This window comes from Levilactobacillus tongjiangensis (assembly GCF_003946345.1).
In the GTDB taxonomy this organism is placed as follows: Bacteria; Bacillota; Bacilli; order Lactobacillales; family Lactobacillaceae; genus Levilactobacillus; species Levilactobacillus tongjiangensis.
In genome coordinates this window covers 108,145-124,604 of the sequence record NZ_RHNY01000003.1, presented here as the reverse complement: position 1 = coordinate 124,604, position 16,460 = coordinate 108,145, and the positions used below count along the sequence as shown (strand labels likewise).

Below are 16,460 nucleotides of genomic sequence, written 5' to 3'. Positions count from 1 at the left end.
GCCAATTGGCTTGTTTTTAATCCAGCCAATTACTATACTGGGGTCAAAAGAAAGGAAAATTGCTTATGATTAATTGGCACGAAGATCTCCCACCCATCAAGCCAAAATACCTCGCCATCACCCAACTGGTTAAGCGCCTCATCCAAGAGGACAAGCTACTTCCCGGGCAACGACTCCCCGCAGAACGAGACCTGGCTAAGCTGCTCCACGTTGACCGATCGACCGTGACCCGAGCCTTCATGGAACTTACTGCGAGTGGCCTTTTGGTCAAGAAAACTGGAAGCGGTACCTTTATTTCCGAGCTCCCACAAGTTAATTCGCTCACAACCAAAGTAAACTGGAACGTCTTCCTGGAAAACGCCAGCTCTTCCCGTGATGACACCTATCAGAGTAAGCTCCTCCAGGCACGGACTTTGGATAAAGGCCATCTGATTGACGGTGCCGCCAACGAACTCCCAATGGCTTTAATTCCGCAACTCGGGTCCCTTCAGATGGATTGGCGTAGTTTCTTAATGGCTCAAAAACAAGAACAAGACGCGGGCTATCAGCCGCTGATCCATACAATTAGTCGGCTCCACATGCAACGCAACCAGTTTAAGACGACCAATCAGTCATTAATTATCACTGGCGGTGCCCAACAATCTTTATTATTAATCCTTAGAAGCCTCCTACAGATGGGTGATGCTGTGGCGTTTGCCTCGCCCTCTTACTTCAACTCCAGTGCTATTTTCAAGACTATCGGCGTGAAGACTTACGCTGTGCCCACCACATCTACCGGCTTAGATCTCGACGTGTTGGAAGACGTAATTCTTAAACATCGGATTAAGTTATTAATACTTAATCCCACCTTTCAAAATCCTACCGGTCGTGTCATGCCGCTAGCCGAACGTCAACGGATCCTGCACCTGTGTCAGTCCTACCAAGTCGCCATCATTGAGGATGACGTGTTTGGTTGGCTCGTACCCAAGGAGGATGTCGTCCCAACGTTCAAGTCCTTGGCGCCTGAGAACGTCATTTACATTAGCTCCCTCTCTAAACTGCTGGGTTCCACGACCCGCTTGGGCTGGATCGTCGCACCGCAAGCCATTGGCCAACGACTGCTTCAGGTTCAAAAAAAGCTCGACATCGTGCCTAGCATGTTGGCCCAGGTCATGGCCCACCTGGCACTCAGTAGCGACACCTTTAACGCGGAAATTGCCAAGCTCACCACCGAACTGGCCACCCGTCGTGAAGCCGTAACGGCTATCTTTCGCCAAGAGCGGCCCAACTGGGAATTTATCACACCCCGGGGCGGCTTCTACCTGTGGGTCACTCAGGATGATCCCAACATCTTCAATAACCTGCTGGACCACCAAATCCTAGTTAAACCTGGTCCCATTTACGGTGCTACCAAGCACTGCTTCCGGTTCAATTTCGCTGGAATGGACGCCAACTTGCAGCAAGTCTTAACACAAAAATTACAGTAAGAACAGCGTGCGAAAAACAGTGATTAAACCGTGAGACTTTCAAGTGATTTTCTTGAAAATGGCGACTTGGAGACGTGCTTTGCGGCTTCAATCGAGGGGCAAGACCGTTCTTTGGCTTGTCCCGTCCTTTCCACCGCGTTTCAGTCCAAATTTGGCGAATGGTATGGCGATAATTTCCCGCTATATCTGACTAAGCCCCAACACCCAATCCTTGTTGTATCAAGCATAGTGGGTGTTTCAGTACTTTCAACCTTTAGATTGGTTGTCTATCGAGGATAAGTAACGTTGAGATTGCACGTTTAAGCATAGTAAAATTGACGAAAAAAAAGTTGCGGCCGTAGCCACAACTTTTTTGCTGGTTATTCACATAGGAATCAAGCTAGCCCTTTGCTGACAGCGCTGGGCCAGTCCCTGTGAAATTTTCCCGCTGAACGTTTCACTTGAAGGGTTAATGGTAACGTGATTCCCCCCAGAATTGTGTTACCACTAAGCGACTTATTTGAGAATCTGACAGAATTCAATCGTTTCGTGATTGGGTCCTAAAATGTTAAAGAACCGAATGCCCTTGTCCCAGAAGGATGGAATCGATTGAATCTCATCATTGACTAGATCCAAGCCCTGCTCCTTAGCAGCAGCGAAGGCCCGATCGACGTCAGTTGTGTTCAATGAAATGTGGTTGATGGCACCAGCCGTTGGATTGGTTGGATCGCCTTCCCACGTTTCAATCGTCAAATTGCCGAACCGCATGAAGGCACAACGATTATCCCCGTTAGGAAATAACCCGGCCTGTTCAAAGCCTAAGGACTTGTAAAATGCAATGGTCTTGTCCAAATCGGCGGAAGGAATGCCAACGTGTTGAATCCCAGTAATAAAGTCATTAATTGCCATGTTAAGAGACGCCTCTTTCTTTTTTCAGTCGTTATTTACCAACATCCACAGCCTGGTGTTTCAGCTTAGGGAAGATGACCCGGTCAGCAACCCCAGTGATTCCACCCTGTGCCAGGAAGGCAAAGACGGTCCCCAGACCGAAGTTGGTGAATTGACGGGTAATGATGATCGCAATGATGGCCATAATGGTTGGTGGAATGTACGAAGCCCACATCGCCTTAGCAGCCTGTCCCTTAAAGTACCGGAACCGGAGAATCTGCATCAGGTCGTCAGCTGGATGTAAGACCAAGTTGACCCGTTGATAGATGGAAATGGCGACCGCAATGAAGGCCACCCCCAAGAAATTCAGGGCGATGTAGAAGATGACCATCCCAGTACTGTGTGCATCTGGTAGTCCCGCAAACAATGCCGGATACTTACCATCAAAGAAGTCTTCAAAGACTTGGATCAACGCGGAGAACGGTACCATAAAGATCATATTCCCAGCGATTCGTTTCCAATCCCAATGGTGAATCAGGACCGCGTTTAAGACTGCGGTCAAGAACCCCATGATCAGGAACGCCCAGAACAAATTCCAGTGGAAGGCCGTCCCCAGGTTGGCCTCCGCGGCTGACCAATACGCCGCCCCCAAGAAGGACGGATGAATCTTAGCGCTTGTGACCAACGTCAGCACGTTTCCGGCTGAGTTGATGACCAGCGACAGGGCAAAGTATGCAATTGCCTTGGACATTGAAATGGTTCGTTGACCAGTTAATTCCACGCCTGACGCCCTCTCATTCAAATCACTCACTGCTTCAGCTTTCATGATTATCCCTTACCTTTACGTGACTAGTCGGCAACCTTGACGACAGCCTTGCTGACGCCGGCAACCTTACCATTCAATACGTCTTCAACCTGTTCCAAACTAACTTCGTGGCTGATCAAGGATTCCACGTCCAATTGACCGCTAGCCAGCAAAGCAATGGCATCTTCGAAAGCGTATGGGTTGATGAAAGCCCCTTGGATCTTCAATTGCTTTTGGTAAACTTCGTAGGTGTTCATGGAGAACGTCTGGTTAGGCTTCCCTACACCAAACATCAGGACTTGGGCACCCTTCTTAGTTGCTTCAACGGCTTGTTCCTGCGTTTGTGGCAACCCAACGGCTTCGATCACAACGTCGTAGTCGGCTGGTAAGCTATCATGCTTGGTGTTGAAGGTGTTCGTAACCCCAAATTTTTCCTTGTTGAAGGCTAACTTCTTGTCGTTGATGCCGGCAAAGTCCACTTGGTGAACACCGTAAGCCTGTAATAATTGCACAAATAATTGCCCCATGAAACCATCACCGATGACCAAGGCCTTTTGATAAGGCGTCAAGTCAAGTAATTTAACCCCGTGAACCGCGCAAGAAATGGGTTCAGTCGTTGCGGCAGCCTTTAAGGAAACACTGTCAGGAATTGGGTAAACAACGGAGGAAGGCGCCGTAAAGGATTCTTCCAAACCACCATCACGGGTAACCCCAACGGCAGATAAGTTGTCACACAGTTCTGGACGGTCGGTCCGGCAGTATTCACATTGACCACAGTAGATGTTAGGGTCAACCGTTACCCGGTCGCCAACCTTCACGTTGGTCACGTTGCTACCAATGGCAGCCACGATACCAGAGTTTTCATGACCCAAAACGATTGGTGGCACAGCATCGGCTGAACCAGGAAGGCCCGCGTACAATGCGCGGTCGGTTCCACAAATTCCAGCATAGGCGGTGTTAACTAACACTTCATTCGCTTTAACTTCTGGCTTGGCGAGGTCTTGAATCTCCATTTGCTTGGTTCCAGTTAATACTAAGGCTTTCATAATCTAGTTCTCCCTCTCTCACTTGTTATACTCATTGAGTGCTAAGGCAAAGTCACCTAGCGTGGCTGAACCGTTGTCTTTAACCGTTGGCATGACGATGTAGTCTTCCAATTTGCCAACGCTGACGTAGCCGTTCAATAGCTTGTCGAATTCGGCCCGGACCTTGACCAAGAAGTCTTCACTGACGACACCGCCACCAAAGATGATCTTGTCAGGCCGCAACATCAACGTTTCTTGCAGGGCTGCTTGCGCCACGTAGTAGGCTAAAATATCCCATACGTGATCGGTAAGCGGCACGTCCTTACCGGGTTTCCCCAGCCGCGCGTTGAACGTTGGCCCACTGACCAAACCCTCTAGACAGTCCCCATGAAACGGACAGATCCCGGGAAAGTCTAAATCATCAGGATGCCGCTTCAAGCGAACGTGACCCATTTCGGGATGGCCTAAGCTCCCCACAAAGTTACCGTTGATAATCGCCCCAGCACCAACGCCAGTCCCAATCGTAAAGTAGACCAGTGAGTTGATGTTTTCGTTAAACAACGTCGACATAACGTATTCACCATAGGCTGAGCCGTTGACGTCGGACGTCCAGTACATTGGGACGTCCAAGTCCTGCTTGAGCCGCCCAATAAAGTCGGTGTTGGACCAGCCCTTTTTAGGCGTGTCCGTGATATAACCGTACTTGGGCGAGTTGTGCCGCAGTTCAATGGGACCAAATGATGAAATGGCAATCGCCTTGATTTCTGGGAATTGCTTAAAGTAGTCGATGGTTTTGCTTAACGTTTCTTCTGGGGTGGTCGTTGGGATCCGCACCTTGTCCTGTACACGGTAATCTTCGTTACCAACTGCACAAACAAATTTAGTTCCCCCAGCTTCAATACTTCCGAGTTGCATAATTGCTACCTCCATATTTACGCCGGGGGCCGTGACCCGCGGCACCTTTTTTCAAAGCTATGAATGACCGGTACAGTCATTTTTAAATCGTTTTCAGTATAGCATCGCAGTTGGCGTTTTTAAGGGGTAGATTCGCACAAAAATTTTCAGAAAATCCGCAAAAATCCTATCAGGACGGAAATACAATCGATTGTATTTTTCGTGAAATTTGTCACTTATATGGGTAAAAACGTTGCTGTTCCGGTTTCTTACACGCATTTTCACGTCCAGCTTGCCCCCTATTTTTAAATGTGCTAAGCTAGCGCTACTGACTCACAACTGAAAAAAGTTCTCTAGGGTTCCGCCACTACCATGGGTCTGGTCCGAGAGAGAACCCGTAGCCGCGGCTACGGCCACGGAAAGGAAAAAGCCTGGGAGATATTGTCGTTTTATTCGGCAATATTTCTCAGGCTTTTTATTTGGTCGTGAGGATTAAGGAGGAACGGTATTTATGTGTCAACCACGCCCGTTTAAAAACGGACGCTCGTGAGAACCACACCCTTTGGCATGGTGACCACAATTTGCTTAGATACAGCGCTAGCCTATAAATAGGACTTATCCGCTAATTACCAAGGCCTTTTAGGTCCGCAGGTTGCCAGACGGACTCGCTCCTTACAAAGTTGCTAAACCCTTAGCTAGAATATTCTTAGCTGCATTATTATCACGGACATGGAGCGTCCCACAACTAGGACACGTCCACTCACGGTCAGCCAACGCCAGCTTGTCATTACCGGCCTTGATGTGCTCACAATGGCTACAAGTTTGCGTTGTCTTTTGGGGATTGACCGTCAAAAACTTCCGGCCATACAAAACAGCTTTGTAGGACAGCATGTTCAATAGTGTTCGCTAACCAACGTCTAAGATGCTCATTGCCAAAGCGTGGTTCCGCAACATATTTTTTACTCCGCAGTTCTTCAGCTACGACTAAATCGTGGTTTTTGATCAAGGTCGTAGAGACGTGGTGTAAAAAGTTCTTACGTTGATTGGCAACTTTAAGTTGTAATTTGGCCACTAATAACCGTTGTCTTTGATAATTCTTTGCTTGGTAACAAGCGTACCATATGAGTATACCGTATCCATAGCAAAGCGTCTTACAATAATATTCATGAAGATAATATATGCCTTTCGCTGATCAACGAAAGGCATATTGGCATTCATCCCTTGATTGAAAGCAAGGGAATTCTGCCTAATTTATATTAAACAGTGGTTACTCGTCGGCTTAGGCGCCATCTTTGAGGTCAGCTGGGTCGTGGTCTTCAAACACGCGACCACCCCTTGGGAATGGGGACCAACTGGCCTCGCAGTACTTCTCAGCTTCTACTTGTTGATTCGTGCCAGTCAGGTCATCCCCGCCGTAACCGCCTACGCGGTCTACGTTGGCCTTGGAACGCTGGGAACGACCGCCGTGGGTGTGTTGGCCTTCGGTGAACCCGTCAGTTTCAGTAAATTAGCATTGGTCGGATTGCTGGTCATCGGTATCGGTGGCCTCCAGTTCACCACAACTCAAGGAGGAAAATAATCATGGCTTGGCTATTCTTAATTGTCGCCGGACTTTGCGAAATGTTAGGCGTCACGTTCATGAATTGGGCCCTTCACGCTCGCAAATGGTGGCTGTGGGAACTGATGATTCTGGCCTTCACCTTTAGCTTTGGCGGCCTGGATTTCGCCTTGAATACCCTACCAATGGGGACCGCCTACGCCGTTTGGACGGGCATCGGTGCCGCCGGTGGGGTTATCACCGGGATGCTCTTCTTCCACGAATCCCAGGATTGGCGGAAGTTACTTTGGGTGACGGTAATTCTGGGCGCTACGATGGGACTGAAGCTAATCAGCTAGTCCGTCAACGGTAAAACCAGGTTGTACCAGGTCTCACCCGCATGGCCCGAGGCAGAGACCCCTTCGTTCACGAATCCATTGGCCTCATAGAAGGGTACTAAGCGCTTCAAACAGGTCAGTGTGACGGCTTGGCGATTTTCCTGCCGGGCAACCTTGGCCAGTGCCGTCAGAAGTTGCCCCCCAACGCCTTCACCCTGATGTTGCAGGCTAACTGCCAGACTCAACACCGTTTGGTACGGTGCCCCAGTCGCATTGGGTGTCGACTTGGCAAAGAGGTCATCGGTCAGGTAACGGCGGTCAAACGCTGGCCCCACCACGTAGCCCAGTACGTCAACGCCTTGTTTGGCAACCAAAAAGGTATCCGGAATCTGCTGAATCCGTTCGGCCATGCTGGCCTTACTAGCCGCCTCAGCAGCTGAGAATCCGGCATTCTCAATTGCCATGATTTGCATCAGGTCGGTAGCTTGTGCGTTCGTAATTGTGACTGTCATCTTAATCAACCTCCGTCAAATATTCATGCCCTCAGTATACCTGATATCTAGTCGTTTAGCGGCCAAACACTACCGCTATCAATTTAGATCCCAGCCAAATGCGTATCTGCTATAATTGGATGGGTCTCAGGGGAACATTTAAGGAGGGACACTTATCAAGAACGCAAAAACCATCTTCATTATCTATGACTTCTACTGTCTCGTTGCCATCTTACTGATGGTCACGAGTCTAACAACCACCACCTTTTTACAATTGGCCTTCGGTTACTATCTTTGGCTGATGTTGATCACCTATTTTTGGTTCGGTCGTAAGCTTTGGCGGCAACACGTTGCCAACTACCTAACCACCCAGGTCATTCAGGTGGCGACCATGATTTTACTAACGATTACGCTGCTTACTAAACTGTTTGTTTAAAGGTTGAAAGTTCAAAAAACGTTATCAAACCAAGAATAGTCTGGCGTTATAGACTTAAAATTAGTCTTGTCCAGCCACCTGCGGCGGTCAGAGATTCCGCCTGCTGTGGGGAACGCCTGCGGCCTGAGAAGCGGTCCTTCGGCTCAGTTTGAAGCCTGGAAAGCCACCAGTCTCCAAACACGTCCCACGCTGTAAGCCGAAAATCGGCTAACACCGTCGACACAGCTGGCTCCATCTCTGACCACCTCCGGTTAAACGGGTGCTTGGAAACTAAGTTAGCTTAGATGCCTGAATGACAAAACTTACTCAGTATTATTGATGCTCCACTAGGTAGCCGAGAGTGAGTCAAATTTGGACTAAGCCGTGGGATTTTCAAGTGATTTTCTTGAAAATGGCGACTTGAAGACGTGCTCCGCGGCTTCAAGCGAGGGACAAGACCGCCTTTTGGCTTGTCCCGTCCTTCCTACCGCGTTCCAGTCCAAATTTGGCGAACGGCAAGGTAGTAATTTTCCACTGTATTAGGCATAGCGGATGTTTCAACGTCTTTAGCTTTTAGATTCAGCCACTAAAATGGCCCCTAACCAAGGTTTTTACCACGGTTAGGGGCCATTTTTATGGCTGATAGACTATTCGATAATTCCGCCGCGACAGCCGTCTCTGCAACTACCTGTCAGCCTCGTCATCGATTGTGATTTAACTCAGCCCACCTTCACCAAAGAAATCAGTTCACCATCCACGCTCACGCCGTAGGTCGGAATTGGGCCGCTGATGACTGTGACGTTGGTGTCGTTAGCCGTGAGTTCAATCTCTAAGACACTAGCCGCAATCTTCATCCGGTACGTCAGCTTAGTGATTTCCTTTGGTAGGTGATTATTAAAATGCACGACCTCGTCTTGCACGTAGAAGCCAGAGAAGCCAGCAACCAGTGCTAGCCAACTCCCACCCAAGTTGGCCAAATGAAGGCCGTCCGCCGTATTCTTTTGCAGGTTGACCAAGTCCATTTGTGCCGTATCCATGAAGTACCCGTAGGCCTTTTCTGGATCACCCATCCGGGCTGCTAAGATACTGAAGATCGACCGGGACAGCGACGAATCGTGGGTCGTGACGCCTTCATAGTACCGGTATTCGCGCTTCAACTGTTCCGGCGACAAGTCCTCTGGGAAGAGGTAGTCCGCCAATAACGTATCGGCCTGCTTCGCAATCTGGTAGCGATAAATCGTCAATGGGTGGTAGTGCAGCAATAACGGGAAGTTCTCCGGCGTTGACCGGTCCACCGGCCAGCGGGGCTTGCTCAAAAAGCTGTCATCCTGCTCGTTGATCTGCAAATCATCACTGTACGGCAGATAAACGTGTTCCGCCAGGTTTTCAAAGACGTCTAAGTCACCCTGACCGATGCCGTATTTCTCTAACCCGTGGGGATCTTCTTTTAATATCTCCTTGGCTAAGTAGATCACTAATTCAAAATTGTGCTTAGCCAATCGATTCGTGTAGTAATTATTGTTGACCAGAGCCGTATACTCATCGGGTCCCGTGACTGTGTGAAACTCAAACCGGTTCTCAGTGCCCACCTGGTGCCAGCCACCAAAAGCTTCCCAGAAGTTGGCCGTTTCCAAGACCATTTCAAAGCCACACTGCTCAATGAAGTCGATGTCGCGGGTGATTTCATAGTACTTACCCACAGCGTAAGCCACGTCGGCGTCAATGTGATATTGTGCGGTCCCGGCTGGGAAATAGGCCGAGGCCTCCTCACCGTTGATGGTCCGCCAGGCAAAAAGTGCCCCCTGACCAACACCTAAAGCCCGCGCCCGTTGCCGCGCCTTGGGTAGCGTTTGGTAGCGGTACAGCAAGAGTTGCCGTGCCATCTGTTGATTGGTGTAAATGAAGTACGGTAACATGTACATTTCCGTATCCCAGAAGTAGTGGCCCTCGTAACCGGACCCACTAAGGCCCTTCGCGGCAATGTTCGTCCGCCCATCCCGACCAGCCGCTTGATTCAGCTGGAAAATGTTGTAATGGATAGCGAGGTTCAACTCCTCGTTGCCCCCCACGGTGACCTCACTGCGGTGCCAGACGTCCTGCCAAAATTGGCGGCTATCGTCCTGCAAGGCTGAGACCGTGTTCGCCAGAAATGGTGCGGCGGGATCAATTGTGTTCTGCTCGCCAATTTCACCGACGTAAACCTCGTACTCTAGCTTATGCGCCGCGCCATCACTCAGGTCGACCGGCTGCTGCAAGAGACTGGCCGTTTTATCGAGCATCCCCAAGTAAATGGTCACGGCTTGCTTAGTACGCCGGGTCTTCACGTGATAGCGTTGGAGTCCCCGCGAGACAAACTGCGTTTCACAGATGGGAAGCCCCGCCATCCGAGTCTTCCGGGGGTCAACTGACGGAATCGATTCCGCCTCAGCGGGTACGGCAATCGACTTGCTGACCAGCAGCCCGCCGGTATAGTTACCAGCGGTAAAGCTGTAGCTGGCCGCCCAAAAATTAGTTTGGCGTTGCCCAATCACGGACTTCATGCCCATGGTGATGGTCTCACCCTGTTGCGTTTGTAAAACAAATTGCTCAGTCAATTCCCCGGTCGTCAAGTCCAGGTCGACCACCGTCCGCTCACTACTGGTGAACCGGTGGCCGCTGTCGGTCGTCACGTGAATGTGCCGTAAATCCGACAGATTTAGAATAGTTTGATGTTGTTGGGCGTAGCCAATTCCCGCTTCACCGTAGGTAATTGGCGATGTCTCGTAGAAACCGTTGATCAGCGTCCCAGTGATGGGATTGCCGCTGATTGGGTCGTTGGCGCGAACCCCGAAGTGGCCATTGGCCAGTGAAAAGATGGTTTCCAAATACTCCGGTTGATGGTCGGCCACGTCGTGTAACGTCAAATGATAATCGCGTAAAGTCACAATAATCCCCCCGTTTCGCTGCTATTTTAAATCAATTTGGCCCCCATAGCCAGTGCGTCCTCCACTGCCGGCACATTTCCGGTAAAGTTTAAGAAAGCGTGGCTAATACCGCCGTATCTGAAGTAGTGGGCGTCCCCGTTAGCCTGACCGGCCTGCTGGACGAAGACCTCATCTTGTAGTCGGAACGGATCGTACTCGCCGACCAGCAACGTGACGTTCTTAAAAGTTGCTGGGTCAGCCAGGAGTGGTGAGAGTAGCGGCGCCGTCAAATCAACCGGCTGATCCGCCACGTAATAACCACTCATAATGGTGTCGAGCTGTTCAAATAACTGATAGCTGCGATGCAGCGCGTCTCGCTGCTCGGGAACCACGTCAATACTGTGGTCGTCCCACAGGGAGCCGTTCAAATCAGAGCCTTGAATGACGGTTGGGTAGAACAATAGGTGACTTTCAATCGTGCAAATACCCATTGATTTACACAGCTGGCTGACTGCTAAAGCAATCGAACCGCCGGCGGAGTCGCCCCCCACACAGATGTGCCGGTAGGATTTGACCATGGCCGCTACCACTGCCAAACCATCCAGAATACCGGCCGGATAAGGTTGTTCGGGTGCCAACGCGTAGTCTACGTTGTACACCACGCAGTTAGCCTGCTCCGCCACAAACTTCAGCGCCAACAGGACGTCTTCCGGTGTCCCACCGTAATAGGCGCCACCGTGGAAGTAAATCAAGGCCTTATCCGCGGTCAAATGGTCCATCCGGGCAATTCGCACGACGCGGACCCGCCGGTTCATGGACACGATTTGTTGCATTTCAACCTTCATTTCCACGCTAGTCAAATCACGTTGGCCGCTCGTCTCGGTCCCTTGCCGTAGACTGAATAAATCGGTCGGCAATTGTGGATTCTCATCAATCCCCGCCACGGTCTCCCAGACCAGTGGTTCAAAAGTGTGGATGGGGTCGCGTTCCTTGATCCAACTGGTGACGCCATCCACTTTGCTAGTCGGCTTGATGCTTCGCAGTCGTTTCAACTCTTCGTTGTACCCCAAGGACTGCTTGGTTGTCGTATCATTCAACATCTTGATTACCCCTCTCTTCATTGGTACTCGCTCTTTATGATTGTTTAAGTTGGCGCCTTACCGGTCGGTAAATATGGGCTGGAACGCTGTGAACGCGACTTCAAGCCAAAGTGCGGTCTTGAAGATCGGCTCTGCCTTACCACGGAAACCCCGCCGTGCTAAGGCAGTTCCACGGCTGAGCCCATATTTACCGACCTCACGGCTAACGGTCAGCACCGTTATCAGTCATGACCAAGCTAATCCGTTTTCATTGTTAGAGTGTTAACTGACCCGAACAATTATCCCAAATTCAACCTGAGATAACGCTCCTACCCAAGATTCCCGAGTAAATCATTCATCCACCCTGGTTCAACCAAAACTCATTCAGGTGCCAGAGGTGATCTAACCAGGCCATTTCGTTGGTAAACCATTCCGCTACGTCCGGCCGAATGAACTGCTCCCCCGTTGAAGCGGACTTTCTGGGAAACGCCGTGACCGCCCGGGCTAGACTCAGTCCGTGGGGGCCGTGAGGATATAGTTTGCTGGTGACTGGGACGCCATTTCGTTGAAGTGCCGCCGTATAGCGTTCCGTGTTGTCTGCCGGCACCGTTTCATCGTCTGCCGTTGTCCAAATGAACGTCGGTGGATTCTGTGGTGTCACCAGTTGGTCCGCCTCGTGAGCGGGCCACTTAGCTGTAATGGCAACTCTAGTCGCCTCATCAGTCGGCCAGCCTAACCGCAACCCAATCACCGGGTACGCCAAGGCCAGTGCCGCTATTTTTAGATTCGACGTTGCCACGTGGCAATCCCAACTGAGCAACGGCCAGAGGTCTGCATACAAAGCTGCTAGGTGCCCACCAGCCGAAAAGCCGGCCACCAGGATGTGATCCGGACTGATACCGTAGACGGCCGCGTGCCGATGAAATTCGGCGACGACCATTCCCAGTTGAATCAACGCTGTCGGTAACACCGGTGGATTTGTCACTAACCGATATTGGACGACCGCTACGGCGAACCCTTGTGCCAAGTATTGAAGCGCCACTATTTCATTTTCTCTATCCGAGTAAAATCGATAGCCACCACCCGGCAATAGAATCACCAACGGCCGCCGCGGCTGAACGTGAAAGTCAGCAATGGCGGCCGGTTGGGTGAACGTCACGGTGACCGGAAAGTCCGGTTCGCCGCAAACAAATTTATGCTTAATCATTCTGTAGTTTTGCTTGCGCAGCTTTGTCGGCGGAGTCCTTGGCTGCCTTCGCAGATGCCACTTCGTCTTCATCTAGCTTGTAGGCTTTGAGAATCACCGCAATCAGAACGGCGAAGATAACAGGTAACCAGATAAACGCGGTTCCAATAGCCGTCTGAGCATGGGCACTCTGGACCTTCGCAGCGGCATCAAAGCCACCCCAAGCCAGAATCCAACCGGCTAACGCGCCACCGAAGCCCATTCCTAGCTTTGCCCCAACCATTGGAACGGAGGACAAGATACCGGGTTCATCGATGTGCAGTTCTGACCGTGAGTATTCAACCGTGTCGGCAATCATAACGAAGGCAATGGAGAACGCTGCCCCCATAGCAATCAAGGAAATCACGTTACCAGCGAATAACAGTGGGACGCTGTTGAAAGCCATCATAGCTTCACCCACAGCGAACGTCAGCATTGCCAGTACCATCACACTCTTGTGTTTCATAAACTTGCTGAGGAATGGAATTGAAATGTTCCCGATGACCGCGCAGATAACCAATCCGTTGAACAGGCCGACTAAGTCTGTCCGCTTGTAAACGTAGGTCAAGTAGTAAACGGCTACCTGTAACCGCATTACCCAGAACGTTTGTAGCAGGATAAAACTGACACTTAAGATGACCCACGGCTTGTTCTTCGCGGCCCCCTTCAGCGATTCCTTAACCGACAGATGGCTCTTAATTTCTGGACCATCTGGTGTTTCTTCCGTTTCCTGTTCACGCAGGTTAGCGAAGGCACCTAAGAAGAGCACGATGATTAATGCCCCAATGATGACACCCCAGATCGACCAACCACGTTCGGCGTTCTTACCACCCAGGAAGGCCACCATTGGCAGTGAAATTGCGCCAATAACGGCGGTCCCAATGTTGGTCATGACCATCCGGGCACTTGCTAAGTTCGTCCGTTCGTCAGGGTCCTTCGTCAGGCTAGGTAGAATGGCCGTAATTGGCGTGTTAGCACCGGAGTAGACCAAGCTGAACAGCGTGTACACAACGGAGATCCAAACTAATTGGAACGTCTTGTTACCACCAAATGATGGATTAAAGAACAGGGCCATGGTCAAGATCCCTAATGGAATCCCGAACCATAGGAAGTATGGCCGTGACTTCCCATACTTGGAATGCGTGTGGTCGATTAAAAATCCATAGACCACACCATCAAAGGCATCAATGAATCGAACGACTAAGAACAACGTTCCCACGAAGGCTGGTGAAATTCCCATGACCGTCGTGTAGTAGAACAACAGGTACAGGCCAACGATTTGCCAAATCAAGTTTCCGGCCAAGTCAGTTGATCCGTAGAAGAAACGCTGTTTCCACAACTGAAGCTTACTCATGATAAAAACCTCCCCCAAAGTTTAAATAATTGCACACATTCTTGTAACCGCTTACAGGTACAGCATACCTAAAACTGGGTAACTTGATAATCCACATATCTAACTACCCACTTACCTTTTCTAACCTACCAACAACTGACAAGATTATTGCTTAACAACCGTCAAGTTAACCTTTGCCGTCGACTCTATCATAATCGATTTTATCTGCCAGACCAGTGTTTAGGCCCTTCATTAGTTACCCAACCTAACTTTTTGTTGGGCTGTGATAAATGGCTGTAATGAATGGCCGCCTGCGGCCGCCAGGGTGGGCACCCGCTGTGGGGGACGCTTCCGGCCTGAGAACCGGTCCTCCAGCTCGGCTTGAAGCTTCGGCAGCCCACCGAATCTCCATGCCCGCCCCACGCTGTAGACGGCCACAGAACGCCCGTCAACACCGTCGACACAGCCGGTACCCACCCTGGCAACCTTCGGCTACGTTAGTCGACTATTTCAGCATCAGTTATTTCTAATTATCAATGTTGGTGACTCTCAACCGTTTACTATTAATCATTACCTGAGTATTAAAAGTAACTGTCATTTCTAACCAGTCGGTCGAGGAAGCGTCCTGATACTTTTACTAACGAAATTCGCCAGAGATTTGTCACCCTAATACTGGTGAAAGTTCAAAATTCGTTGAGAATGCTGCTAAATTTGACTTATTCACTTAAACGGGCTTAAAAAAGCTACTGCAACAGCCTCGATGGCAGTTACAGTAGCATTTTAAAACTTCTCAAATTTTGGAATCTTGAACCCATTTATTTTCTGATTACCGGCAATAAATAACGTCTGCCAGCACTTGCGAGTGAATCCCCTAGTCACCGTATTCTAACTCGCCAAAGAAGTAGGGCTTACCATTGACGGTGTAGTTGGTCCAAGTACCGTACAGATCAAAAACATCGTCCATTGGCAGCATCCCCAAGTTGCCAGTCGTCTTCTTATTTGTAATCGTCAGGCGGTAATGGTGCTTGCCGACCTTTTTGTTAGGCAGTCCCTTCAATGCCTTAGCGTAGTCAACCGTAGTCGTGTTGCCCTTCACGGTGACCTTCGACGCTTTCACAGAACGCGTCGGCTTGTAGTTTTGACTCGTGACCGCCCAGCGTTGGCTCATGAGTCCGGAATCTTTAGCCATCTGGGCCTTACTATAGTACTGCAAGTAGTTATCCAGCGTCAGGAAAAAGCCGGGCGTGGGTGCAGCATTGGTGTTGTCACTATTGGCAGTGTATCCTTTTCCAACCTTAAAGATTTGCGTGCGAATAGGTGCCTTCAAGCTGACCCGTTTGAAATTTGCCTTGGTAAACGGAATCGTGGCCCGTTCCTTATACTTCAGCTGATTAGCCCGCGCATAGTTCACCACACCATAGGTGAACAGGGCCGTCGTCTTCACGTCACCGCTGGCCGCCCCCGTTGACATGGTACCCTCAGCGTTCAGCAATGTATTTTTCTTCACCTTGACCTGGTGATACTTGCCATTTTTCTTCTGATAAATACCCACGTACATGGCCTTTCTAGTCCGCACGTAACCCGTATTCCCGGTTAAGTATTGGCTAGTCGCCGCGTGGGCCGTGACCCCGCTAGCGCCGATTGCGGCTAACCCCAGCAAAGCGGCGAGCCACCATTTTCCCCATTTTTGCATGTAATCTCCTCCTATTCATAGCCAGTATACAGTATTGACCTTAAAAGTATCTGCCTGCCGCCCTGTATTTCAGCTAAGAATTATTGGTTATAAAAACGGACTAGAATTATTATTCCAGCCCTCTCGAAACTAGCTATTATTAAAACCACCTATTAATGATTACAAAACTATCGGCAACCTCCAGACTATCTTACTAAAGGTTGAAAGCACTGCAATACCCACTATTCCTGATACAGCAAGGATTGGGTACTGGGGTTTAGTCAGACATAGTGGGAAATTACCGCCTTTACCGTTCGCCAAATTTGGCTACCCGGTGGAGCACCAATAATATTGAGTAAGTACTGACATTCAGACACTAAAGCTAGTTTAGTTTCCAGGAACTCGTTTAA

Annotated in this window: 14 protein-coding genes, 1 pseudogene and 1 riboswitch; of the genes and pseudogenes, 4 read left to right on the top strand and 11 right to left on the bottom strand. The window is 49.9% G+C overall.

Annotated features, from left to right (window positions below; genetic code table 11):
- Positions 1 to 65: 65 nt before the first annotated feature.
- A complete protein-coding gene (locus EKM75_RS02580) occupies positions 66 to 1,466 on the top strand; it encodes an aminotransferase-like domain-containing protein (protein ID WP_125691841.1) in 1,401 nt (466 codons plus the stop codon).
- A gap of 495 nt (positions 1,467 to 1,961) precedes the next feature.
- Here EKM75_RS02580 and EKM75_RS02575 read toward each other — a convergent pair whose 3' ends face one another.
- From EKM75_RS02575 to EKM75_RS12875, 5 genes and pseudogenes are all read right to left on the bottom strand, one after another.
- Complete coding sequence (locus EKM75_RS02575; RefSeq protein ID WP_125691838.1) at positions 1,962 to 2,354, bottom strand: VOC family protein; 393 nt, start codon at positions 2,352 to 2,354, stop codon at positions 1,962 to 1,964.
- Between the two features lie 31 nt (positions 2,355 to 2,385).
- Positions 2,386 to 3,159 (bottom strand): fructose permease, encoded by a 774-nt coding sequence (locus tag EKM75_RS02570; RefSeq protein WP_125691836.1) that lies wholly within the window; start codon positions 3,157 to 3,159, stop codon positions 2,386 to 2,388.
- A 23-nt stretch (positions 3,160 to 3,182) separates the two neighbouring features.
- Positions 3,183 to 4,184, bottom strand: coding sequence for a zinc-dependent alcohol dehydrogenase family protein (locus EKM75_RS02565; protein WP_125691834.1), 1,002 nt, complete (start codon positions 4,182 to 4,184; stop codon positions 3,183 to 3,185).
- Positions 4,185 to 4,202: 18 nt separating this feature from the next.
- Entirely contained in the window at positions 4,203 to 5,078 is an 876-nt protein-coding gene (gene scrK, locus EKM75_RS02560) for a fructokinase ScrK (RefSeq protein WP_125691832.1), read from the bottom strand.
- 321 nt (positions 5,079 to 5,399) lie between these two features.
- Positions 5,400 to 5,497, top strand: a riboswitch (guanidine-I (ykkC/yxkD leader).
- 232 nt (positions 5,498 to 5,729) lie between these two features.
- Positions 5,730 to 6,159: pseudogene (locus EKM75_RS12875) on the bottom strand (RNA-guided endonuclease InsQ/TnpB family protein); the annotation flags it as partial.
- Between the two features lie 123 nt (positions 6,160 to 6,282).
- Between EKM75_RS12875 and EKM75_RS02545 the strand changes: the two are divergent.
- Complete coding sequence (locus EKM75_RS02545) at positions 6,283 to 6,636, top strand: DMT family transporter (protein ID WP_125691830.1); 354 nt, start codon at positions 6,283 to 6,285, stop codon at positions 6,634 to 6,636.
- Positions 6,637 to 6,638: 2 nt separating this feature from the next.
- Positions 6,639 to 6,953: a DMT family transporter gene (locus tag EKM75_RS02540; protein ID WP_125691828.1), complete on the top strand. Its 315-nt coding sequence runs from the start codon at positions 6,639 to 6,641 to the stop codon at positions 6,951 to 6,953.
- Here the strand turns inward: EKM75_RS02540 and EKM75_RS02535 are convergent.
- Entirely contained in the window at positions 6,950 to 7,444 is a 495-nt protein-coding gene (locus EKM75_RS02535; RefSeq protein ID WP_125691826.1) for a GNAT family N-acetyltransferase, read from the bottom strand. The genes EKM75_RS02540 and EKM75_RS02535 overlap by 4 nt on opposite strands.
- A 217-nt stretch (positions 7,445 to 7,661) precedes the next feature.
- Between EKM75_RS02535 and EKM75_RS02530 the strand changes: the two genes are divergently transcribed.
- Positions 7,662 to 7,859 (top strand): hypothetical protein, encoded by a 198-nt coding sequence (locus tag EKM75_RS02530; RefSeq protein WP_125691824.1) that lies wholly within the window; start codon positions 7,662 to 7,664, stop codon positions 7,857 to 7,859.
- Positions 7,860 to 8,557: 698 nt separating this feature from the next.
- Here EKM75_RS02530 and EKM75_RS02525 read toward each other — a convergent pair.
- From EKM75_RS02525 to EKM75_RS02505, 5 genes are all read right to left on the bottom strand, one after another.
- Positions 8,558 to 10,762 carry a glycoside hydrolase family 65 protein gene (locus EKM75_RS02525; RefSeq protein WP_125691822.1) on the bottom strand — a complete coding sequence of 735 codons (2,205 nt, stop codon included), beginning with the start codon at positions 10,760 to 10,762 and terminating at the stop codon, positions 8,558 to 8,560.
- Between the two features lie 26 nt (positions 10,763 to 10,788).
- Positions 10,789 to 11,841, bottom strand: coding sequence for an alpha/beta hydrolase fold domain-containing protein (locus EKM75_RS02520; RefSeq protein ID WP_125691820.1), 1,053 nt, complete (start codon positions 11,839 to 11,841; stop codon positions 10,789 to 10,791).
- Positions 11,842 to 12,175: 334 nt separating this feature from the next.
- Positions 12,176 to 13,027: an alpha/beta hydrolase gene (locus EKM75_RS02515; protein ID WP_164508706.1), complete on the bottom strand. Its 852-nt coding sequence runs from the start codon at positions 13,025 to 13,027 to the stop codon at positions 12,176 to 12,178.
- On the bottom strand, positions 13,020 to 14,399 hold the full coding sequence (locus EKM75_RS02510; protein WP_125691816.1) for an MFS transporter: 1,380 nt from the start codon (positions 14,397 to 14,399) through the stop codon (positions 13,020 to 13,022). Before EKM75_RS02510 ends, EKM75_RS02515 begins: the two co-directional genes overlap by 8 nt.
- Before the next feature lie 850 nt (positions 14,400 to 15,249).
- Positions 15,250 to 16,071 carry a hypothetical protein gene (locus EKM75_RS02505; RefSeq protein ID WP_125691814.1) on the bottom strand — a complete coding sequence of 274 codons (822 nt, stop codon included), beginning with the start codon at positions 16,069 to 16,071 and terminating at the stop codon, positions 15,250 to 15,252.
- Positions 16,072 to 16,460: the final 389 nt, after the last annotated feature.